General features: G+C 62.8%; 17 protein-coding genes. 6 read left to right on the forward strand and 11 right to left on the reverse strand.

The window, feature by feature from the left end:
* Window positions 1-41: 41 nt before the first annotated feature.
* Genes PverR02_RS17320 through PverR02_RS17340 form a run of 5 tightly spaced genes read right to left on the reverse strand, consistent with a single transcriptional unit; the run spans window position 42 to window position 5,448 of the window.
* Entirely contained in the window at window positions 42-857 is an 816-nt protein-coding gene (locus PverR02_RS17320) for an HpcH/HpaI aldolase/citrate lyase family protein (protein WP_079444004.1), read from the reverse strand.
* A gap of 14 nt (window positions 858-871) precedes the next feature.
* Entirely contained in the window at window positions 872-2,068 is a 1,197-nt protein-coding gene (locus PverR02_RS17325) for a CaiB/BaiF CoA transferase family protein (protein WP_079444005.1), read from the reverse strand.
* A 9-nt stretch (window positions 2,069-2,077) separates the two neighbouring features.
* Window positions 2,078-3,427: an MmgE/PrpD family protein gene (locus PverR02_RS17330; protein ID WP_079444006.1), complete on the reverse strand. Its 1,350-nt coding sequence runs from the start codon at window positions 3,425-3,427 to the stop codon at window positions 2,078-2,080.
* 10 nt (window positions 3,428-3,437) lie between these two features.
* Complete coding sequence (locus tag PverR02_RS17335; protein WP_057004641.1) at window positions 3,438-4,601, reverse strand: acyl-CoA dehydrogenase family protein; 1,164 nt, start codon at window positions 4,599-4,601, stop codon at window positions 3,438-3,440.
* A gap of 28 nt (window positions 4,602-4,629) precedes the next feature.
* Window positions 4,630-5,448 carry an FAS1-like dehydratase domain-containing protein gene (locus PverR02_RS17340; protein WP_079444007.1) on the reverse strand — a complete coding sequence of 273 codons (819 nt, stop codon included), beginning with the start codon at window positions 5,446-5,448 and terminating at the stop codon, window positions 4,630-4,632.
* A gap of 229 nt (window positions 5,449-5,677) precedes the next feature.
* On the opposite strand from PverR02_RS17340, the gene PverR02_RS17345 reads away from it, so the two are divergent.
* The 4 genes from PverR02_RS17345 (at window position 5,678) to PverR02_RS17360 (ending at window position 9,818) form a co-directional block, all read left to right on the forward strand.
* On the forward strand, window positions 5,678-6,568 hold the full coding sequence (locus tag PverR02_RS17345) for a LysR family transcriptional regulator (RefSeq protein ID WP_079444008.1): 891 nt from the start codon (window positions 5,678-5,680) through the stop codon (window positions 6,566-6,568).
* Window positions 6,569-6,601: 33 nt separating this feature from the next.
* Complete coding sequence (locus tag PverR02_RS17350; RefSeq protein WP_079444009.1) at window positions 6,602-7,090, forward strand: GFA family protein; 489 nt, start codon at window positions 6,602-6,604, stop codon at window positions 7,088-7,090.
* Between the two features lie 94 nt (window positions 7,091-7,184).
* On the forward strand, window positions 7,185-9,008 hold the full coding sequence (locus PverR02_RS17355) for a serine hydrolase domain-containing protein (RefSeq protein WP_079444010.1): 1,824 nt from the start codon (window positions 7,185-7,187) through the stop codon (window positions 9,006-9,008).
* Window positions 9,009-9,026: 18 nt separating this feature from the next.
* Window positions 9,027-9,818, forward strand: coding sequence for a MipA/OmpV family protein (locus PverR02_RS17360; protein ID WP_079444011.1), 792 nt, complete (start codon window positions 9,027-9,029; stop codon window positions 9,816-9,818).
* 108 nt (window positions 9,819-9,926) lie between these two features.
* Here PverR02_RS17360 and PverR02_RS17365 read toward each other — a convergent pair whose 3' ends face one another.
* From PverR02_RS17365 to miaE, 3 genes are all read right to left on the reverse strand, one after another.
* Window positions 9,927-11,201: an ATP-binding protein gene (locus PverR02_RS17365; protein WP_079444012.1), complete on the reverse strand. Its 1,275-nt coding sequence runs from the start codon at window positions 11,199-11,201 to the stop codon at window positions 9,927-9,929.
* A complete protein-coding gene (locus PverR02_RS17370) occupies window positions 11,202-11,909 on the reverse strand; it encodes a winged helix-turn-helix domain-containing protein (RefSeq protein ID WP_017846464.1) in 708 nt (235 codons plus the stop codon).
* A gap of 171 nt (window positions 11,910-12,080) precedes the next feature.
* Window positions 12,081-12,683, reverse strand: a complete 603-nt coding sequence (gene miaE / locus PverR02_RS17375) for a tRNA-(ms[2]io[6]A)-hydroxylase (protein WP_017846465.1) — start codon at window positions 12,681-12,683, stop codon at window positions 12,081-12,083.
* A 149-nt stretch (window positions 12,684-12,832) separates the two neighbouring features.
* On the opposite strand from miaE, the gene PverR02_RS17380 reads away from it, so the two are divergent.
* Window positions 12,833-13,696: a universal stress protein gene (locus PverR02_RS17380; protein ID WP_017846466.1), complete on the forward strand. Its 864-nt coding sequence runs from the start codon at window positions 12,833-12,835 to the stop codon at window positions 13,694-13,696.
* Window positions 13,697-13,699: 3 nt separating this feature from the next.
* Here the strand turns inward: PverR02_RS17380 and PverR02_RS17385 are convergent, their stop codons facing one another.
* Window positions 13,700-14,170 (reverse strand): DUF1289 domain-containing protein, encoded by a 471-nt coding sequence (locus PverR02_RS17385; protein ID WP_079444013.1) that lies wholly within the window; start codon window positions 14,168-14,170, stop codon window positions 13,700-13,702.
* Between the two features lie 396 nt (window positions 14,171-14,566).
* On the opposite strand from PverR02_RS17385, the gene acnB reads away from it, so the two are divergent.
* The gene (gene acnB, locus PverR02_RS17390) at window positions 14,567-17,167 is read left to right on the forward strand and encodes a bifunctional aconitate hydratase 2/2-methylisocitrate dehydratase (RefSeq protein WP_017846468.1); all 2,601 of its coding nucleotides are present in this window, start codon (window positions 14,567-14,569) and stop codon (window positions 17,165-17,167) included.
* Window positions 17,168-17,218: 51 nt separating this feature from the next.
* On the opposite strand, the gene PverR02_RS17395 is transcribed toward acnB, so the two are convergent.
* Both PverR02_RS17395 and PverR02_RS17400 read right to left on the reverse strand, forming a co-directional pair.
* Window positions 17,219-18,871, reverse strand: coding sequence for a SulP family inorganic anion transporter (locus PverR02_RS17395; protein WP_079444014.1), 1,653 nt, complete (start codon window positions 18,869-18,871; stop codon window positions 17,219-17,221).
* A 143-nt stretch (window positions 18,872-19,014) separates the two neighbouring features.
* Entirely contained in the window at window positions 19,015-20,292 is a 1,278-nt protein-coding gene (locus PverR02_RS17400; RefSeq protein ID WP_026139960.1) for a serine/threonine transporter, read from the reverse strand.
* Between the last annotated feature and the right edge of the window lie 248 nt (window positions 20,293-20,540).

Below are 20,540 nucleotides of genomic sequence, written 5' to 3' on the forward strand. Positions count from 1 at the left end.
CGAAAATGCAGATCCTCTCTCGCCTCTGGCTTCGGCTGCGGTCAGCGCTGGGCGGCGAGCAGCCGTTGTGCGCGCAACAGAACCGGGGCATCCACCATCTGCCCATCGATCTGATACGCGCCTGCCCCGTGGGCTCCGCCCGCCACCACGCGCTTGGCCCAGGCAAGGTCTGCGGCGCTGGGTGCCAAGGCCGCATGGATCACCGCCACCTGCCGGGGATGGATGCACAGCGCGCCGGCAAAGCCCATTTCATAGGCATGCCGGATCGAGCGACGCAGGCCTTCGGGGTCGTCGATGGACGGGTGGACGCCGTCCAGCGGGGCCACCAGGCCGGCGGCGCGGGAATGCACGATCAGCGCTAGGCGCGCCTGGTCCAGGGCAAAGTCAGCCGCTGGCGAAGGGCTGCTCAAATTCAAGTCGAGCGCCAGGTCCAGGCCGCCGAACGACAGGCGCTCCACCTGCCGCGCATGGGCAATCGCGGCCACCGCCAGCAGGCCCTTGGCGCTTTCGATAATCGGCCAGATCCGTTTGCCGGCGGCGGCCACCACCGCGACCTGGGCGGCACTTTCGACTTTCGGCAGCAGCACGCCCGCCACGTTTGCATGGGCGTTGCAGAACGCCACATCGTCAGCGTGTTCGGCGTGCTCCGGCGCGTTGATCCGCACCCACACCCGGGCGTCGGAGTGGGCGCGCAAAAACGCGCCAAGGTTCTCCCGCGCCTGCCGCTTGAGCGGCTCTTCCACTGCGTCTTCAAAATCCACAATCACCGCGTCGGCACCGCTGGCCAGCGCTTTGGAAAACCGCTCCGGGCGGCTGCCGGGAACGAACAGGGCTGAACGAACTACAGGCGTTGGCATCACCACACTCCTTGTCAGATAACGCCGCGCGCGCGCAGGTCGTCGATGGTTTCGCCCGAATAACCGAGCTGATCGAGAATGCCCTGGCTGTGCTCGCCTAACGCGGGCACCGCATCCATGCGCGGGCTGAATGCCGTATTGCGCGCTGGCGGCAACAGCGCTGGCAGCGGACCGGCCGGGCTCGCGACTTCGCGCCAGCTGTCACGAGCCTTGAGTTGCGGGTGGTCCCACACGCCGTGCATATCGTTGACGCGGGCACTGGCGATCTGCGCATGTTCCAGGCGCTGGATGACGGCCTCGGCGTCGAGTCGGGCGAAGCTGTCGACGATGATCCGGCGCAGCGCCTCGCGGTTGGCCGAGCGCTTGAAGTTGGCGCAGAAGCGCTCGTCCGTGGCCAACGCCGGGGTGAGCAGCACCTTGTCGCAGAACGCCGCCCATTCGCGCTCGTTCTGCAAGCCGAGCATCACCGTACCGCCGTCGCCGGTGGGAAACGGTCCGTAGGGATAAATCGTCGAATGCGCCGCCCCGGCACGCGGCGGTGGCGGTGCTCCGTCGAAGGCGTAGTACATCGGGTAGCCCATCCACTCCACCAGGCTTTCCAGCATGCTCACGTCGATACGGCTGCCCTCGCCGGTCTTGCCGCGCAACAACAGCGCCGAGAGGATGCCGCTGTAGGCGTACATGCCGGCGGCGATGTCGGCGATGGAGCAACCGGCCTTGGCCATCTGGTCGTCAGCGGGCCCGCCGGTCACCGACAGAAAGCCGCCCTCGCTCTGGATCAACAGGTCATAAGCCTTCTTTTGCGCGTAGGGCCCGCCTTCGCCATAGCCGGAAATATCGCAGACGATCAAGCGCGGGAAGCGCGCATGCAGTGTCTCGAACGACAGGCCCATGCGCGCCGCCGCACCGGGTGCGAGGTTCTGCACCAGTACATCGGCGTCGGCGAGCAAGCTGTCGAGAATGGCGCCCGCCGCGTCTTGCTTGAGGTCCAGGGTCAGGCTTTCCTTGGAGCGGTTGGTCCACACGAAATGCGACGCCAGGCCGCGCACGCGTTCGTCATAGCCACGGGCGAAGTCACCGCTGCCGGGGCGTTCGATCTTGATCACACGCGCGCCGAGATCGGCCAATTGGCGTGTGCAAAAGGGTGCGGCAATCGCATGTTCCAGGCTGACAACGGTGATACCGTCCAGCGGTCGTTGATTAGCAGTCATGACGATTCCTCAAAGCCAGTGGGCCATGGACGGGGTGTTGCGCAACTGCCAGACCTTGGCGATCAACGCGTCGGCCTCGACCGGGGTGCGTGCGCCGCTGAACTGGCTGAGGCGCAGGAATTTATCCGCCAGCTCGGCGCGGCTGAGGCTGTTGCCGGGGTCGCCCTTGGGCTCGTCAATAGCGCCGTGCAGCGTGCGGCCATCCTCGGTGGTGACGGTGACGCGGCCCAGCCAACGCTGCGGATAGGCGTCGTCGACTTCGCGATCGAGGGTCATGCTGACCTTGTCGCGAAAGGCCGAGACGGCGGGATCGCTCAGTGCCAACGTGTGGAACTCAACCAGCCCGGCCTTGCCATGCACGGCGATCAGGCCCAGCACGGTGCCCATGGAGAACTTGGCCTGGTGAACAGTGGCTGGCGTAGTGACGCGCCCCAGCACATCGATGGCGCCCTGATGCACGCGGGTCTGCACCTTGGCGATCGCGGCGGCATCGAGGCCTTCACGCTGCATCAACTGCAGCAGCGCATCGGCGGCAGGATGGGTGTGGCGACACGAGGCATGGAACTTGAACGAGGTTTCCAGCAGCGCCCAGCGCCGGCCGAGGTCGGCGGACAGCTTGTGCGGTTTGGCATCGCTGGACATTCCGGCTGCCAGGCCCTGGTCGCCTTCGAGGATATTGCGCGCGCCCGTCAGCCCGTCCGCCGTCAGGTACGCGGCGAGCAAGCCATCCGCCGCCGCCTTGGCCGTGTGCAATTGCTTGGAGTCGGCGGCATCGCGCAAAAACTCCCACAGCCCGGCAGCCTGGGTGCCGGCGCTGCCGAGCAGGTTGATGAATTGCTCCTGATCGAACCCCAGCAATTTGCCCACGGCCACCGCCGCCGCCAAGGTGCCGACGGTCGCGGTGGTGTGGAAGATGCGGTAGTGGGAGCGGCCCATGAATTCGCCGATGCGAATTCCGGCTTCATAACCGGCCACCGCGGCCAGCAGCAGTTCACGGCCGGATTTGCCGAGGTCCTGGGCCGCCGCCAGGGCCGCGGGAAAGACCACCGTCGCCGGGTGCAGCACCGAGCTGTTGTGCAGGTCATCCTGCTCCACCAGGTGCGACGAGGCGCCGTTGACCAACGCGGCGAAATACGCGCTGCTGCTGCGGCCATTGACGATCACCTGCGCCGGGCCGCTGCTCGGCCCCATTTTCCGCGCGTAGCGTTCAAATAGCGGGATCGGGTGCGCGCCCTGGCTGGCCAGCGCCGACGCCAGCCAATCGAGAAAAAGGTCTTCGGTGCGCGCCAGCACCGGTTCGGGCAACTGCGCATAGGTCAATTCGGCGAGGAACCGACACAGGGCTTGGGTATGGCTCATGTTCAGGCCCTCAGAAACTGCGTGGCAGCTCGAGCAAGTGCTCGGCCACGTAGGACAGGATCAGGTTGGTGGAGATCGGCGCCACCTGGTACAGGCGGGTCTCGCGGAATTTGCGTTCCACGTCGTACTCGCAGGCAAAACCAAAGCCGCCGTGGGTTTGCAGGCACGCATTGGCCGCCTCCCAGGACGCCTTGGCCGCCAGGTACTTGGCCATGTTCGCGCTGGCCCCGGCAGGCGCGCCACGGTCGTATTCCTCGCAGGCACGCCAGCGCATCAGGTCGGCCGCTTCGATTTCGATATGCGCTTCGGCAATCGGGAACTGCACGCCCTGGTTCTGCCCGATGGGCCGGCCGAACACCACACGGTCGCGGGCATAGGCGCTGGCCTTTTCGATAAACCAGCGGCCATCGCCGATACACTCGGCGGCGATCAGGGTGCGCTCGGCATTCAGGCCGTCGAGGATGTACTTGAAGCCCTTGCCCTCTTCGCCGATCAGGCTGTCCAGAGGCAGCTCGAGGTTGTCGAAGAACAGCTCGTTGGTTTCGTGGTTGACCATGTTGGCGATGGGTTGCACGGTCAGGCCGTTGCCGATCGCCTCGCGCAGGTCCACGAGGAAGATCGACATGCCTTCGGACTTTTTCTTCACGTCGGCCAGCGGCGTGGTGCGCGCCAGCAGGATCATCAGGTCGGAATGCTGCACCCGCGAGATCCAGACTTTCTGGCCGTTGATTACGTACTTGTCGCCGCGCTTGATCGCGGTGGTCTTGATCCTGGTGGTGTCGGTGCCGGTGCTGGGCTCGGTGACGCCCATCGATTGCAGTCGCAATTCGCCGCTGGCCAGTTTGGGCAGGTAGAAGCGTTTTTGCGCGGCGCTGCCGTGGCGCAGCAGGGTGAACATGTTGTACATCTGGCCGTGGACGGTGCCGGAGTTACCGCCGCAACGGTTGACCTCTTCAAGGATCACCGACGCTTCAGCCAGGCCGAGGCCGGAGCCGCCGTACTCTTCCGGGATCATCGCCGACAGCCAGCCGGCAGCGGTCAAGGCCTTGACGAAGGCATCGGGGAACGCTTTTTCTTCGTCGATCCGACGCCAGTACGCCGCATCGAATTCGGCGCACAAGGCGCGCACGCCCGCGCGGATGGCATTGAGTGCTTCATTGTCATTCGGGTTCATTAACGGCTCTCCGCCTGTTGTTCTGGTGTTATTCGAAATGCACACGGGCCTGCTGGGCCACGCCATCGTGATTACCGGCCCACAGTTCTGCCACGCCGGCTTGGCTGATACGCCCGGCGACTTCAAACGGTTGCGCAGCGATCAGCGGGCGCACGCCGCGATAGTCGAAACGGCGCACCGTGGCGCTGGGATGGGCCCGACAAAAGGCGCGCAGGCTCAACGTGGCAATCAACGGCCCATGCACCACCAGGCCCGAATAGCCTTCCGTGCCGGTGACGTAGGGATAGTCGTAGTGAATGCGGTGGCCGTTGAAAGTCACGGCGCTGTAGCGGAACAGCAGGGTCGGCGTCGGCTCGATCACTTCGCACCACTCACCCGCCGCCAGCGCCGCGCCGTTGCCCGGCTTGGGTGGGGTCGGTTCGCGGTAGACGATGTCTTGTTCTTCGCGGATCGCCAGGCGGCCGTCCTGGGTGTAGTCATGGCGCACGGTGACAAACAGCAACGCACCGGTGCGGCCGGTCTTTTCTTCGACCTGGGTGATGGTCGACACACGGCTGGCCGCCTCGCCGGCGCGCAGCGGATGCAAGAACTCGAGACGCCCACCGGCCCACATGCGATTGCGGTTATCCGCCGGCGGCAGGAAGCCGCCACGGGCCGGGTGGCCGTCGGTGCCCAGGGCCGATTCCGGCAGCGGGTCCTGGAAGAAACACCATTGCCACAACAGCGGCACCGCCGCGCCGTGTTCGGGCACGGGCTCGCCGAATGTCGCGGCGATGCGTGTGAGCAGGTTGTGGCTCAGGTGGTCGTGGGCCGTTTCGTTTCGGCCGATCCAATCAGTGGCGCTCATCGGGTGCAGGTCCTCGGGCTGTGAATGTGTGCCCCGGATCATGCAAGCGCCCGACCGTTCTGAGAATTTGCATTTCAATAAGCCAGCGTTCGGCTATGCTGAACGCCACGCATTGATGGGCAACGGGCTTGCTTCGGTTGGTTGGCATTTTCATCGCCGGCACACTGTCAGCGCAGGCAAGCCCCGCACCGCCGTTGCACCGAACAGCCCTGTCCACCCCGGAGCCGCCATGCACTTCGATCTCGCCGACCTGCGCCTGTTTATCCATATCGCCGAATCACCCAGCCTGACCCAGGGCGCCAAGCGCGCCTTCCTCTCGCCGGCGGCTGCGAGTGCGCGCATCAAGGCCCTGGAAGGCCAGTTGGAAACACGTCTGTTGTACCGCGACAGCCGCGGCGTGGAGATCACCCCGGCAGGCGAGCGGCTGCTGCACCATGCGCGGCTGATCATGCGTCAGGTGGACTACCTGAAAAGTGAGTTCACCCAATACGGCGTCGACTCTGCCGGACATATCCGCATCTTCGCCAACACCACGGCGGTCACTGAGTTTCTTCCCGAAGTGTTGGCCGGTTTCCTCTCCCAGCGGCCCGGTGTCACTGTCGACCTGCAGGAGCGCCTGTCCCGCGATATCGTGCGCGGCGTGCTCGATGGCACCAGCGACATGGGCATCATCGCCGGTCCCGTGGAAGCCGCGGGCCTGCAGGTGCTGCACTTCAGCACCGATAAACTGGTATTGATGGTGCCCGTGGGCCACCCCTTGGCGGACCAACCCTCGGTGACGCTGGAACAGACCCTCGCCTACCAGCACATCGGCCTGCACGAAGGCAGCACCTTGCTGAGCTTCCTGCGCGAGCACGTCGAGCGGGTCGGCAAGCAGTTGTCGCTGCGCATCCAAATGTCGAGTTTCGAGGCGATCTGCCGGATGGTCGAGGCGGGCGTGGGCATTGGCATCATCCCGGAATCCGCCGCCTTGCGGCACAGCCGGACCATGCAGTTGGTGGCGGTGAAACTGAATGAGCCATGGGCGATTCGCGAGCGCAGTATCCTGGTGCGCGAGCTGGAAGCGCTGCCGGGGACCATTCGTGCCCTGATCGCGACCTTGATGCCACAAAGCGCCTAGACTCCAGAGTCACCTTGCCAGAGGAGACTGCCCATGCAACTCGAAGGTTCCTGCCATTGCGGCGCTGTGACGTTCAGCCTGACCAGTGCCCACCCCTACCCTTACCAGCGCTGCTATTGCTCGATTTGCCGCAAGACCCAGGGTGGCGGCGGTTACGCGATCAACCTCGCGGGCGACAGCAACAGCCTGAAAGTGCGCGGGCGCAAGCTGATCTCGATCTACCACGCCAGGCTCAAGCCCGAAGGCGCCAGCCGCGCCCATGCCAGCAGCGCCGAGCGGCATTTCTGTTCACAATGCGGCAGCGCGCTATGGCTGTTCAGCCCGCAATGGCCGGAGTTGATCCATCCGTTTGCCTCAGCCATCGACACACCGTTGCCGGTGCCGCCGCAGCACACGCACCTGATGCTCGGTTCCAAGGCGCCCTGGGTCGAAGTCAGCGTGCGCAAGGGCGACCTGCAGTTCGATGAATACCCGGAGGAATCGATCGCGCAATGGCATGAGCGGTTGGGGTTGGTGCGTTAACAGTCTTTGACAGTTTTCCGACAAAGCTTGCAAAGATTGTCGGACAGCCCTTCCCTAGCATTCGAGCATCCAAACAGCCATCTGGGTGCTCTTCATGTTTCGCACATTGCGCGGTATTCCGCTGCTGGGCTGCCTGCTCGGCAGTATCGGTTGCCATGGCCAACCGCCTGCCCCGCCGCCGATCCCCAAGGGCGACTACAACGCGATCATTCGCTATCTACAAACCCGCATTCCGTGGGAGATGGCCCGGGAGCAGGTGCCCGGGCTGTCCATCGCCCTGGTCAATGGCCAGGAGTTGATCTGGGCCAGTGGTTTCGGCGTGGCCGACAAGGCCCGGGGCGTACCGGTGACGCCGAATACGGCGTTTCGCGCTGGCGCGATCTCCAAGCTCCTCACCGCCGCCGCCGCGCTGCAGCTGGTGGAACAACAGCAACTGGCGCTTGACGCACCGATCCAGCAAACCTTGCGCGAGTTCTATGTGCGCTCGCGCTTCCATGACGAGCAGGCCGACGCCGACCGCGCCATCACCCTGCGCCGCTTGCTCAGTCATCAGTCGGGCTTGCCCAGCGAACACCTGCGCGGCCTGCGCAACACCTTCGCCATGGGCCAGATGCCAATGCGTATGTCGGGCGTGTGGCTGAGCACCCCGCCGGGTTCGCAGGTGGCCTACTCGAATCTCGGCTATGCGCTGGTGGGCGCGGCTATCGAACGCAGTAGCGGCAAGGCATTCGAGACCCAGTTGCAAAACAGCCTGTTCAAACCGTTGAAGATGAACCAATCGAGTTTTGTCGGCGTCGGCGCACACGTTGCCCACCGCGCGCTCGGCTATCAGGACGGCAGCGCCAGCACCGACGCCCAGGTGCGCGACCTCGCCGCCAGCGGCTTGTGGACCAGCCCCAAGGACCTCAGCCGCTACGTACAGATGCTGTTCGCCCAAGGCCTCTACAACGACACCCGCGTAATGGACCGCGCCTCCATCGAGCAGATGTTTACCCAACAAAATATCGGCAACGTGCTGGACTTCGACTGCCAGATGGGCCTGGGCTGGTTTCTCTCGCCCTGTGGCGACAAGCCGGTCAGCCCCGGCATACGCACGTTCCAGCACAGCGGCGGGGGCGACGATTTTGCCGCGCAGGTGACGGTGCTGCCGGACCAGCAGTTGGCAGTGATCATCATGGCCAACGACAGCAACGCCGAAGACATGGTGGTCGCGCTGAGCACCGACACCCTGCGCCTGATGCTCCAGGCGCAAACCGGCGCGCCGGTATGCGCCGACGACTGCCAGGCGCCCAAGCACGGGGGTAAGTTGCGCCAGGTGCCCGCCGCCATCGACCGTAAGCGCCTGGCCGGGTTCTACGCCACGGCCTGGGGCGTATTCCGGATCAGGGATACCCCTACGCGATTGTCCGGTGAGTTGGCCGGATACACCTTCGAACTGCTGCGCGATGAAGACGGCTGGTTGCGCGCGCAGCAAAAAGTCCTGGGGTTCTGGCTCAAGGATCTCGGCGGGCTGGGCCGCGTGCAACTGGACGTGGTGACGGTGCAAGGCCGGCAGATACTCACCGCGCGCAGTCACGGCCAGCGGGTGGCCGTGGGCGAACGCATCGACCCACCGCCCCTGCCACTGGCCTGGGCCGACACCGTCGGCACCTATCAAGTGCTCAGCACCCACGAACCCGACGCGCCACTCAGCGGCATCAGCGTGCGCCTGGAAGAAGGCTTCCTGGTGATTCGCGGCCAACTGCACGACGAGCCGCTGACCGATTACATCCTGCTGCCCGTGGACAACGCCCATGCCGTGCTTGCCGGCAACGGCTATGGCCTGGGCGACACCGTCAGCCGCCAGGTCAACGGCCTCAGTGCCTCGGGCTACGCCTTCAAACGCACGCACGCGCCCCGTAAACCCTTGATTTTATAACCACGGATGAACCTCCTTATGCGCTCGAAACACCTTTGCCTGTCCATCACCTCAGTGTGCCTGTTGGCAGGCGCCGACACGGTGCTGGCACAGGACTGGGCATACAGCTTGAAAGCCGGCGTAGCCAGCATGCCCCGGTATAGCGGCAGCGATGAACGCAGGACCGAACCGCTGCTCGGCGGCGCCATCGTCAGCCCCTGGGGGATTTTCCTCGACTCCGACAAGGGCCTGGGCTGGCGTTATAAAGACGATGCCCTGAGCTTCAGCGCATACGTCGGCGCGAGCGCCTCACGCATGGACAAAAACGAACGCCTGCGCGCCGGCTCGAAACGGCTCAAGGGCATGGGCGAAATCAAATCACGCACGCAATTGGGCGTGAGTGCCAGCTATAACTTGGGCGGCGTGATTGTCGGCGCCACCTTGGAACATGCACTCAAGGAAGATGATCACAAAGACAGCGGCAAGGCATTTACCCATCTGGAACTGAGCGTTGGCACCAACCTGTATGACGGGCGCTATGGCGTGATCGACGCCAGCCTCAGCAGCCACTTTGGAGACCGTGACTACCTGCAGACCTGGTATGGCGTGACCACCGGCCAGGCGGCACAGAGCCGCTTCAAGGCCTACAACGCGGACGGGGGCAATATCAGCAACGGCATGAGCCTGACATGGAGCGTGCCGATCAGTGAGCACACCCAGTTCTCGACCTTGCTGGATGTGCAGTACCTGGCGAATGAAGCGGGCAACAGCCCGATCGTGGAGCGGCGGTTGCAGACATCGGTGATGGGTTCGCTGAAGTACAGCTTCTGATCCGACAACCCGATTGAAACGACAGAAGGAGCCAACCGTGGCGAGGGCGCTTGCTGCGGTTGACTGCACAGCGGTCTCCGGTTTTTTAACCATTACCCCCAAAAAGCCTTATTCGGTATACGCCCAACTCATCCGAAACGACGCCCCGCCCCACTCCGAATCGAATACCTGGACCTGCCCGCCATGCCATTGGCAAACCCGCTGCACCAGCGCCAGGCCGAGGCCGAAGCCGCCGGTGCGGCGGTCGCGGCTGGCGTCGAGGCGAATGAACGGCTGGAAGATCTTCGCCCGGCCTTCCTCGGGGATGCCGGGGCCGTCATCGCACACCCGCACTTCATAACCACTGCCGAACTTGACCAGCGACACTTCCACGCGGCGCTCGGCGTAACGAATGGCGTTGCGCAGCAGGTTGATCACCGCACGGGCCATGAAGCGCGGTTCGATCTGGATAAAATCGACTTCACAGGTACGCAAGGACAACTGCACGCCTTCCGCCTCGGCCTCCAGGGCCACGCTGCCGATCACACTGTCGAGCCAGCTGTGGGCCTCGATATTTTCCTGCGTGACCTGGGTGGCGCCGCGCTCCAGGCTGGCGTAGGTCAACAATTCCGAGACCATTTCCTCCAACTCGCCAAGGTCGGCGTACATGTCGGTGATCAGTGCAAGGCACTGCCGGGGATCGGCCTGTTGTTTGAGCTGGTCGAGCTCGAACGACAGGCGCGCGATGGGCGTGCGCAGTTCGTGGGAGACCGCGTTGGTCAACTCACGCTGGTTGGCGATCAGGCTCTCGATGCGTTCGGCCATCTGGTTGAAGTGCCCGGCCAGTTCGCGCACGGTGGAGCGACGCGGCAACAGGATGCGTGAGCCGAGGTCGTTATCGCCGAAGCGCTGGGCGGCCAGGCGGATATGCTCCAGGTCGCGCCAATGCGGGCGCACCCAAAAATACAGCACGATAGCCAGGCACAGCCCGAGAAGAACATAGGCCCAGAGGTATATCTTGGGTTCTTGCGGCAGTTTGATTTCCAGCAACTGCGCGCCACCGTCGATAGGAGTGATGAACTCGCTAAAGTCACCACGCACCAACAGCGAGCCGTCGGTCAGGAGTTTTTGTTCACGCTCGGTCAGCGCCAGAGCGTCCTTTTCAATCAGCTTCAGGTGCAGCCCATAATGGCGTTGCAACTCAGCCAAGCGGGCTTGCCGCGCTTCGCCGAGCAGCGGCCGCAGTTGTTCGACCAGACCATAGGCGGGGCCGCGCAGGATCTCGCGGCTATACGTTTCGTTAGCGTCGGGCAACAACTCGTCGAACGTGTAGTTGACCAGCCAGATCGCTCCCGCCAGGCCCAGGGCCAGAATCACATACAGGCGTAGAAACAGGCGCAGCATCTAGACCTCCCACGCAAACGGATTGAACAGATAGCCCTTGCCCCAGATGGTCTTGATGCACACCGGTTCACGGGGGTTATCGTTGAGCTTGCCGCGCAGTTTGCTGATGTACACGTCGACGCTGCGGTTCAGGCCATCAAAGGCGATGCCACGCATGCGGTTGAGGATGTCATCGCGCGAGAGGATCTTGCCGGCACTGCTGGCCAGCAACCACAACAGTTCGAACTCCATGGTGGTGAGGTCGATCTTCTCGCCGCCCAGGCTGACCACCCGGCAACTGCGATCAATGACCAGGCGCCCGAACTCGATGGCGCCGCGCACCGTCGGCTCCGGCGCCTGGCGCCGTTGCAACGCTCGCAGGCGGGCCAGCAGCACCGGCGGTTTGATCGGTTTGATCACATAGTCGTCGGCGCCGGACTCCAGGCCGAGAATGTGGTCCAGGTCGTCTTCCTTGGCGGTGAGGATCACGATCGGCGTGTCGGACACCGCGCGAATCGCGCGACACACATGCAAGCCGCTCTGGCCCGGCAGCATCAGGTCGAGCACGACAATCTTGGGCTTGAAGTCAAGAAAGGCCGCCAAGGCCGCATCACCGCGATGCACCGCCCGTACCTCAAAACCGTGCTGTGCCAGAAAGTGCGCGATCAGCCCTGCCAGCTTCTCATCGTCCTCAACGAGCAATACCTTGCCCAGCCCCAGGTTTTCCATAAGTTCTCAGTGCACAACGCGGATTGAAGTGCGCGCATTATAGGTGGCAAGTTGCCCGCCGGCAGCGCTTGGCCGGCCACACGCGATGAAGCTTCATGCTTTTAAGAGTTTTTAACAAATAGCCTGCAATTTTTAACGCCGTCACCGAGCGTTGTATGCGCAGCCGTCGCCTCAGGCTGGCACGCCACTGTGAAAGCGGAACTCGACGTCGGGGGACTCGATCAGTTCCTGCTCGGCCGCCCTCACCCGCTCGATCACCTGGGCAATATCCTTGGCCTCGCCATACTGATAAGCCAGTTTCAAGTAACCCTGGTAGTGCCGCGCCTCGCTTTTGAGCAGGCCGAAGTAGAACTTGCCGAGTTCTTCGTCCAAATGTGGCACCAGCGCCTCGAAACGCTCGCAACTGCGCGCCTCGATAAAGGCGCCGACCACCAGGGTGTCCACCAGTTTGACCGGCTCGTGGCTGCGCACCACCTTGCGCAAGCCCGAGGCATAACGCCCGGCGTGCAACTGACGCAGCGCGACCTTGCGCTTCTTCATCAGGCGCATGACCTGTTCGTGATGGACCAGCTCTTCCCGGGCCAGGCGCGACATCATATTGATCAAGTCAACATGGCTGTGATACTTAGCGATCAGGCTCAAGGCAGTGCTGGCGGCCTTGAATTCGCAGTTCTTGTGGTCGATCAGCAGGGTTTCCTGATCGGCCAACGCGGCCTGGACCCAGGCGTCAGGGGTGGGGCAACCGAGGAATTCGTGGATTTCGGGCAGGTTCATCGGGCTCACGGGCAAAGGATCACAAAAGGTCGCCGATTATACCGACCACGCCGCAGACCACCAGCCACTGGCCTTGATGTGCATCAACATGACGTCTGGCGGGCAGCAACTATAGTTGTTCAACGCCCCCTTTCTGGAGAGTCCCGACCATGCAAGCCATCCGCAGCATCCTGGTGGTCCTTGAGCCCGAGCATTCGGAAAGCCTGGCCCTCAAACGCGCCAAACTGATCGCCGGGACCACCGGCGCGCGCCTGCACCTGCTGGTGTGCGACAAGAAACATGAGCATTCGGCGCTGTTGAGCCTGCTCAAGTCCGGCCTGACCGAAGACGGCTACAGCGTCACCACCGAACAGGCGTGGAATACCAGCCTGCATGAAACCATCATCGAGGTGCAGCAGGCCGAAGGCTGTGGCCTGGTGATCAAGCAGCACTACCCCGACAGCCCGCTGAAAAAGGCGCTGCTGACCCCGGCCGACTGGAAGCTGTTGCGCTACTGCCCGGTGCCGGTGCTGCTGGTCAAGACAGCAACCCCATGGAACGACGGCGTCATTCTCGCCGCCATCGATGTAGGCAATACCGACACCGAGCATCGTGCGCTGCACCACATGATCATCGACTACGGCTTCGACATCGCCAGCCTGGCCAAGGCGTCACTGCATGTCATCAGCGCCCATCCATCGCCAATGCTCTCGGCCGGCGACCCGGTGTTTCAGCTCAAGGAAACCATCGAGGCGCGTTATCGCGAGCAGTGCAAGGCATTCCAGGCCACGTTCGATATCGACGACGCCCACCTGCATATCGAAGAAGGCCCGGCGGATGTGCTGATTCCCCATGCCGCCTACACCTTGAAAGCCGCAGTGACGATCATCGGCACCGTGGCACGCACCGGGCTGACCGGCGCGCTGATCGGCAATACGGCGGAAGTGGTGCTCGATGCGCTGGAAAGCGATGTGCTGGTGCTCAAGCCCCAGGCACTGACGGATCAACTGGAAAAGCTGGCCAACAAAGCCTGATCATCAGGCGCCCAACACATCCTTGAGAAACCCCGGCGCAATATAGCGCTGGTAGTGCGCCTCGGACAGGATGAAAAACTCACGGTCGATGGCATCGCGCAGCTGCGGCAGGTTCCACTCGCGGAACTCCGGCAGCAGCACCATGCCATAGGCCTCCAGGTTGGAAATCACCCGTGCCCCGCGGGCGATCAACTGGTAGGCCCAGCAGTACTCGGACTGGTGCGGCACAAAGCGGATCTTGCGTTGCTCCAGCTGGCTGCGCAGGGTCTTGGGGTCGAAAACCTCCAGCTTGCCGGCCATGACCTGCACCAACAATTGCTCGAGCCGCAGCCACACCGCACGTTTTTCTTCTTCGTTATAGCCGTTCCACTGGATTACTTCGTGGTGGAAACGCTTGCAGCCGCGACACACGAGGTCACCGTAAACCGTGGAGCACAGGCCTACGCAGGGGGTCTTGATGGTTTGGTTGGACATGGGCGGCAACACGCAAATCAGCGAAACAGGGCGCCATGTTAGCCCTTTGTCTAAGGTTGATCACCCAGCAAACTTGGCTTGGCAACTTACGTTTAGATTTTTTTTGCCGTAGAATCATCCGGCCTTATAAGGCGCCAATAATCCGCTGGAAGCTGTTTTCAAAGCGTCACGAGCACAGTCGTTCCTTCAGAACGGTGTTGGCGATGGTCAATGACCCGGCAGGTCAAGCCAGCGCCAACCCTCATCAGCTCCGTTCTGCAGGCGTAAAACTTTGAAAGCAGCTTCTGTGAGGAATGTCGGCAGCGCTGGCTTTGCGGCCCAAAAAGCCCCCGAGCGCATGCGTGCCGTTCATTTCTGGATGAGCGTCCCGTGGGACCACTGATGAGGGTAATAACTGTGCTTGAAGCCTACCGCAAACATATCGAAGAGCGTGCAGCCCTGGGTATTGTTCCCCAGCCGCTTAATGCCGAACAAACCGCAGGCCTGGTCGAGCTGCTGAAAAATCCCCCGGCTGGCGAAGAAGAATTCCTCGTTGACCTGATCACCAACCGCATTCCACCAGGCGTTGACGAAGCTGCCTACGTCAAAGCCGGTTTCCTGTCTGCCCTGGCCAAGGGCGAAGCCACTTCTCCCCTGATCGACAAGAAACGCGCCGTTGAACTGCTTGGCACCATGCAAGGCGGCTACAACATCGTGACCCTGGTCGAGCTGCTCGACAACGCCGAACTGGCGCCTGTTGCCGCCGCTCAACTCAAGCACACCCTGCTGATGTTCGATGCGTTCCACGACGTGGCTGAAAAAGCCAAGGCCGGCAACGCACACGCCAAGGCCGTGATCCAGTCCTGGGCCGACGGCGAGTGGTTCAAGAACCGTCCGACCCTGGCCGACAAGATCAGCCTGCGCGTGTTCAAGGTCTCCGGCGAAACCAACACCGACGACCTGTCGCCTGCGCCGGACGCCTGGTCCCGCCCTGACATCCCGCTGCACGCCCTGGCCATGCTGAAAATGGCTCGCGACGGCATCGTGCCGGACGAGCAAGGCAAGACCGGCCCGATGAAGCAGATCGAAGAAATGCGCGGCCAAGGCTTCCCGATCGCCTACGTCGGTGACGTGGTCGGTACCGGTTCGTCGCGTAAATCGGCCACCAACTCCGTACTGTGGTTCTTCGGCGACGACGTTCCTTACGTGCCGAACAAGCGTGCTGGCGGTTTCTGCTTCGGCAGCAAGATCGCTCCGATCTTCTACAACACCATGGAAGATGCTGGCGCACTGCCGATCGAATTCGACGTCACCAACATGAACATGGGCGACGTGATCGACCTGTACCCGCATGCTGGCAAAGTCTGCAAGCACGGTACCGATGAAGTCCTGACCACCTTCGAAATGAAGACCCCGGTGCTGTTGGACGAAGTCCGTGCCGGCGGCCGTATCCCGCTGATCATCGGCCGTGGCCTGACCGAGAAGGCGCGTGCCGAACTGGGTCTGCCACCGTCCGACCTGTTCAAGAAGCCGGAAGCTCCGGCCGAAAGCACCAAGGGTTTCACCCTGGCGCAGAAGATGGTCGGCAAGGCATGCGGCGTGACTGGCGTTCGTCCAGGCACCTACTGCGAGCCTAAGATGACCACCGTGGGTTCCCAGGACACCACCGGTCCTATGACCCGTGACGAACTGAAAGACCTGGCGTGCCTGGGCTTCTCGACCGATCTGGTGATGCAGTCTTTCTGCCACACCGCGGCGTATCCTAAGCCGATCGACGTGACCACCCACCACACCCTGCCTGACTTCATCATGACTCGTGGCGGCGTGTCGCTGCGCCCAGGCGACGGCATCATCCACAGCTGGCTGAACCGCATGCTGCTGCCGGACACCGTCGGCACCGGTGGTGACTCCCACACCCGTTTCCCAATGGGCATTTCGTTCCCGGCCGGTTCCGGCCTGGTAGCGTTCGCCGCAGCCACTGGCGTGATGCCACTGGACATGCCGGAATCGATCCTGGTGCGCTTCAAAGGCAAAATGCAACCTGGCATCACCCTGCGTGACCTGGTTCATGCCATTCCTTACTACGCGATCCAGGCTGGCCTGCTGACCGTAGAGAAGAAAGGCAAGAAGAACGCCTTCTCCGGCCGCATCCTGGAAATCGAAGGCCTGGACAACCTGAGCATCGAACAAGCCTTCGAGCTGTCCGACGCCTCGGCTGAACGTTCGGCTGCCGGTTGCACCATCAAGCTGTCGAAAGAGTCGATCACCGAGTACCTGAACTCCAACATCACCCTGCTGCGCTGGATGATCGGCGAAGGCTACGGCGATGCACGTACCCTGGAACGTCGCGCCCAAGCGATGGAAGCCTGGGTTGCCAACCCGGAGCTGATGGTGGCCGATGCCGACGCGGAATACGCCGAAATCATCGAGATCGACCTGGCCGACATCAAGGAGCCTGTGCTCTGCGCGCCAAACGACCCGGACGACGCCCGTCTGCTGTCCAGCGTTGCTGGCGAGAAGATCGACGAAGTGTTCATCGGTTCGTGCATGACCAACATCGGTCACTTCCGCGCTGCCGGTAAACTGCTGGATCAGGTCAAGGGTCAGCTGCCAACCCGTCTGTGGCTGTCGCCGCCGACCAAGATGGACGCTCACCAACTGACCGAAGAAGGCTACTACGGCATCTACGGCAAGGCTGGCGCGCGCATGGAAATGCCGGGCTGCTCGCTGTGCATGGGTAACCAGGCACGTGTAGAACCGAATTCGACCGTCGTGTCGACTTCGACCCGTAACTTCCCGAACCGTCTGGGCGATGGCGCCAACGTCTACCTGGCTTCGGCCGAGCTGGCGTCGGTGGCTTCGATCCTGGGTCGCCTGCCGACCGTCGAGGAGTACATGGAATACGCCGCGAAGATCAACACCATGGCCAGCGATGTGTATCGCTACCTGAGTTTCGATCAGATCGCCGAGTTCCGTGAAAGCGCTGCAAACGCCAACATCCCGGTGCTGCAAGCCTAAGGGTGTGTTGATGTAAAGGACGCCGCGTATCGCAAGATACGCGGCGTTTTTTTATGCCTGGGGATGGCTGTGCAACGCCAGTTGCACCGCACCATCGACGCTCAAGCCGCTGAGCAACACCTCGGGCGCCTGGGCCTCGGGCAGCGCCTGCAAGACTTCATGGGCGTCATGGCGCACCCGCGCCAGCACCAATTGCTTGCCCTCCCCGCGCACCTGGGCAAAAAAAGCGGCCAGCGCTTCGACGCTGGTGCCGTCGAGGTCGGGGGACTCTTCCAGGCTCAACACCACCGTCTGCGCGGATGACTGACGCATCAGGCGCAGGGCGGCGCCGAGGATGCGCTCGGCATTCGCAAAAAACAGCGCCTCGCTTGGCCGTATGATCAACACGCCGGGAACGGTCAGCGCATCGGCATGGTGTTGACGGTCCACGAAGTCATGAGTGTCGCCCAGGCGCCCAAGCACCTGGATATCCGCCGCCGACATCTGGCGCAACATCAACACCACGCTGATCCCGACCGACAACAACAAGCCATCCAGCACGCCGAGCACCAGCACCGCCGCCACCGCACACACCACCAGCAAACGGTCGCGTCGCCACAGGAAGTAACGCCCCAGGGGCTGCAGGCTCAAACCCCGGCCCAGGGCATAGATGACCACCGCCGCCAACACCGGCTCCGGCGTGAGCGCAACATACGGCAGCACCGTCAACACAATCGCCAGGATCACCAGCGCCGCGACGATCCCCGCCAAACGCGAATAGGCGCCAGCCGCCTCATTCGCCGAGGTCGCCGAATACCCGGCGCCCGTCGGCATGCCGTGGAACAACCCAGACACCAGGTTGGCCGCGCCCAGCGCCAGCAAGTCGCGGTTGGACGACACCCGGTCGCCGTGCTTGAGAGCGAACGAACTGATGGACCCGTAGGACTCAGCGTACAAAATCATGACCAACGCAAACGCCAACTCGCCCAGGCGCAGCCAATCGGCAAACGGCAGTACCGGCAAATGCCCCAGCTCCAGGCGCAGGTCGATCAGGCCGATCAGCGCGACGCCGTGGGCCTGCAGGTTCAGGCCCTGGCCGGCAATAACGCCGAGCACGATCACCACCAGCCCGCCGGGTAGGCGCGGAACGCGGGCGCATAACCACAACACCAGCAAGGCCACCGCAGCCACCAGCGCGGCGGGCCAGTTCCAGTGCGGCAGCTGCTCCAGCAACTGCGGCAGGAAGCGGATCAGGTTGTTATCGGTCAGGTGGACGCCCACCACACTGGCCAGTTGCTTGAGGATGATGGTCAGCGCCAGGCCGAAGGCAAACCCACGCAACACCGGCTTGGCAATAAACGAAGTGACGCCACCGAGCTTGAACAGCCCGGCCAGCAGAAAAAACACGCCAATGATCAGCACCAGCCCGAAGGCCAGGGACAGCCTCAGCGCCGGGTCATCCCCCGCCAGGCTGGCCGTTGCCGCCGCCAACACCGCCGCTGACGACGAAGTCGCCGAGACGATCGCGAAACGGCTGGTGCCGAACAGGCCGTAGCACACCAGCCCGGCAAACAAGGCAATCACACCGGCCTGGGGCGGGAGCGCGGCAATGCTGGAATAGGCCACCGCCTCCGGCAACAGCAAACCGGCAATCGATAAGCCGGCAATTATGTCCTGGGTTCGCTTCGACGCAACGACAACGGGCGTATCGGTTTCAGTGTTCAATCGGCCCCATCCATCCTGGCTAAAAATGTGTTCCAGCTTAGCGCCCATTGCCGCGCGGCGGTTGCGCCGCGTCAGGTTTTCCGAGCGAAAAAAAGGCCGACTCGCCACGCGTGCGAATCGGCCCTGTTCGGTGCAGCGTGCGGTCAGGAGAGCAGCGAGTAAATCAGCGCAGTAATCGCCACCAGGCCGACCGCCGTGACAAACACGTTGGACGCCTGCCCGCGGTACTTGGCCATCGCCGGCACCTTGCGGATCGCGTACATCGGCATCAGGAACAGGATCGACGCAATGATCGGCCCGCCCAATGTCTCGATCATGCCAAGGATGCTCGGATTGAGCGTGGCGACGATCCAGCACACCACCAACATGAAGGCGGCGGTCATGCGGTCCAGGGTCTTCGGTGCCGGACGCCGGCCGGTTTTCGCGACCAGGCCCTTGAGGCCTTCACTGGCGCCGATGTAATGGCCCAGGAACGACTTGGCAATTGCCACGAACGCAATCAGCGGCGCGGCGAAGGCGATGGTCCGGTTGTCGAAGTGGTTGGCCAGGTACGACAGGATCGACAGGTTCTGTGCTTTCGCTTCAGCCAGTTGCGCCGGCGACAGGGTCAGCACGCAACTGAACACGAAGAACAGCACCATCGCCACCATCAACAGGTGGGCGCGCGACAGGATCTGCGAACTGCGCTCATCGGCATGCGCGCCGTACTGGCGCTTCTGGTCCACCGCAAAGGCCGAGATGATCGGCGAATGGTTGAACGAGAACACCATCACCGGAATCGCCAGCCACAAGGTGTTGAGCAACGCCGAAGGTGCCGGCACCACGTTGGCGGTGCTGAGGATGCCACCGTTCCAGTGCGGGATCAGGTACACCGCCAGGAACAGCAAGGCGACGATGAACGGGTACACCATCAGGCTCATGGCCTTGACGATCGCCTGCTCACCGCAACGCACCACGGCCAGCAGGCCGAGGATCAGCACAAACGCCAGGATCGCCCGTGGCGGCGGCATGATGTGCAACTGGTGCTCCATGAAGCTGCCGACGGTATTGGTCAGCGCCACGCTGTAGATCAGCAGGATCGGGAAAATCGCCAGGAAGTACAGCAAGGTGATCAGCGCGCCGGCCTTGACGCCGAAGTGCTCTTCGACCACGTCGGTGATGTCGGAACCTTCACGGCCGGACAGTACGAAACGCGTCAGGCCACGGTGGGCAAAGAACGTCATCGGGAAGGCCAGCAGCGCCAGGATCACCAGCGGCCAGAAGCCGCCGAGGCCAGCGTTGATAGGTAGAAACAAAGTGCCGGCACCAATCGCCGTGCCAAACAAGCCAAGCATCCAGGTGGTGTCCTGACGACTCCAGCTTGTAAGGATTACAGGTGTCGTGACATAGCGTTCGTCGACGCTATTGGCCTGATCATTCATCCGGTCGGATCTCCGCATTTCCACAGCCGGCACGAGTCAGAAAAACCTGACAGGCAGCGCCCCGGCTATAACAGGGGCGCGATTGTCCGGGATTCTTTTAAATAAGCAAAGGCTTAGCTGAGGAATGGTTAAGCGGTGCAGAGGCTCAAGGACGAGGTTGTCGGCTATTTTTTGCGCATTTGGCGTGAAGAGCCCCCTGGGTATTCGCGTGTCAGACGAGTCCCTTGTGGATGCCCGAAACATCGTCA

Source organism: Pseudomonas veronii, assembly GCF_002028325.1.
Lineage (GTDB): Bacteria > Pseudomonadota > Gammaproteobacteria > Pseudomonadales > Pseudomonadaceae > Aquipseudomonas > Aquipseudomonas veronii.

Bases quoted from the DNA above. Each gene is read 5' to 3' on its own strand.
- PverR02_RS17360 (WP_079444011.1), top strand. From the start codon at position 9,027: ATGCGCTCGAAACACCTTTGCCTGTCCATCACCTCAGTGTGCCTGTTG.
- PverR02_RS17325 (WP_079444005.1), bottom strand. From the start codon at position 2,068: ATGACTGCTAATCAACGACCGCTGGACGGTATCACCGTTGTCAGCCTG.
- PverR02_RS17330 (WP_079444006.1), bottom strand. From the start codon at position 3,427: ATGAGCCATACCCAAGCCCTGTGTCGGTTCCTCGCCGAATTGACCTAT.
- PverR02_RS17400 (WP_026139960.1), bottom strand. From the start codon at position 20,292: ATGAATGATCAGGCCAATAGCGTCGACGAACGCTATGTCACGACACCT.
- PverR02_RS17380 (WP_017846466.1), top strand. From the start codon at position 12,833: ATGCAAGCCATCCGCAGCATCCTGGTGGTCCTTGAGCCCGAGCATTCG.
- PverR02_RS17340 (WP_079444007.1), bottom strand. From the start codon at position 5,448: ATGAGCGCCACTGATTGGATCGGCCGAAACGAAACGGCCCACGACCAC.
- miaE (WP_017846465.1), bottom strand. From the start codon at position 12,683: ATGAACCTGCCCGAAATCCACGAATTCCTCGGTTGCCCCACCCCTGAC.
- PverR02_RS17365 (WP_079444012.1), bottom strand. From the start codon at position 11,201: ATGCTGCGCCTGTTTCTACGCCTGTATGTGATTCTGGCCCTGGGCCTG.
- PverR02_RS17350 (WP_079444009.1), top strand. From the start codon at position 6,602: ATGCAACTCGAAGGTTCCTGCCATTGCGGCGCTGTGACGTTCAGCCTG.
- PverR02_RS17335 (WP_057004641.1), bottom strand. From the start codon at position 4,601: ATGAACCCGAATGACAATGAAGCACTCAATGCCATCCGCGCGGGCGTG.
- PverR02_RS17345 (WP_079444008.1), top strand. From the start codon at position 5,678: ATGCACTTCGATCTCGCCGACCTGCGCCTGTTTATCCATATCGCCGAA.
- PverR02_RS17355 (WP_079444010.1), top strand. From the start codon at position 7,185: ATGTTTCGCACATTGCGCGGTATTCCGCTGCTGGGCTGCCTGCTCGGC.
- PverR02_RS17320 (WP_079444004.1), bottom strand. From the start codon at position 857: ATGCCAACGCCTGTAGTTCGTTCAGCCCTGTTCGTTCCCGGCAGCCGC.
- PverR02_RS17370 (WP_017846464.1), bottom strand. From the start codon at position 11,909: ATGGAAAACCTGGGGCTGGGCAAGGTATTGCTCGTTGAGGACGATGAG.
- PverR02_RS17385 (WP_079444013.1), bottom strand. From the start codon at position 14,170: ATGTCCAACCAAACCATCAAGACCCCCTGCGTAGGCCTGTGCTCCACG.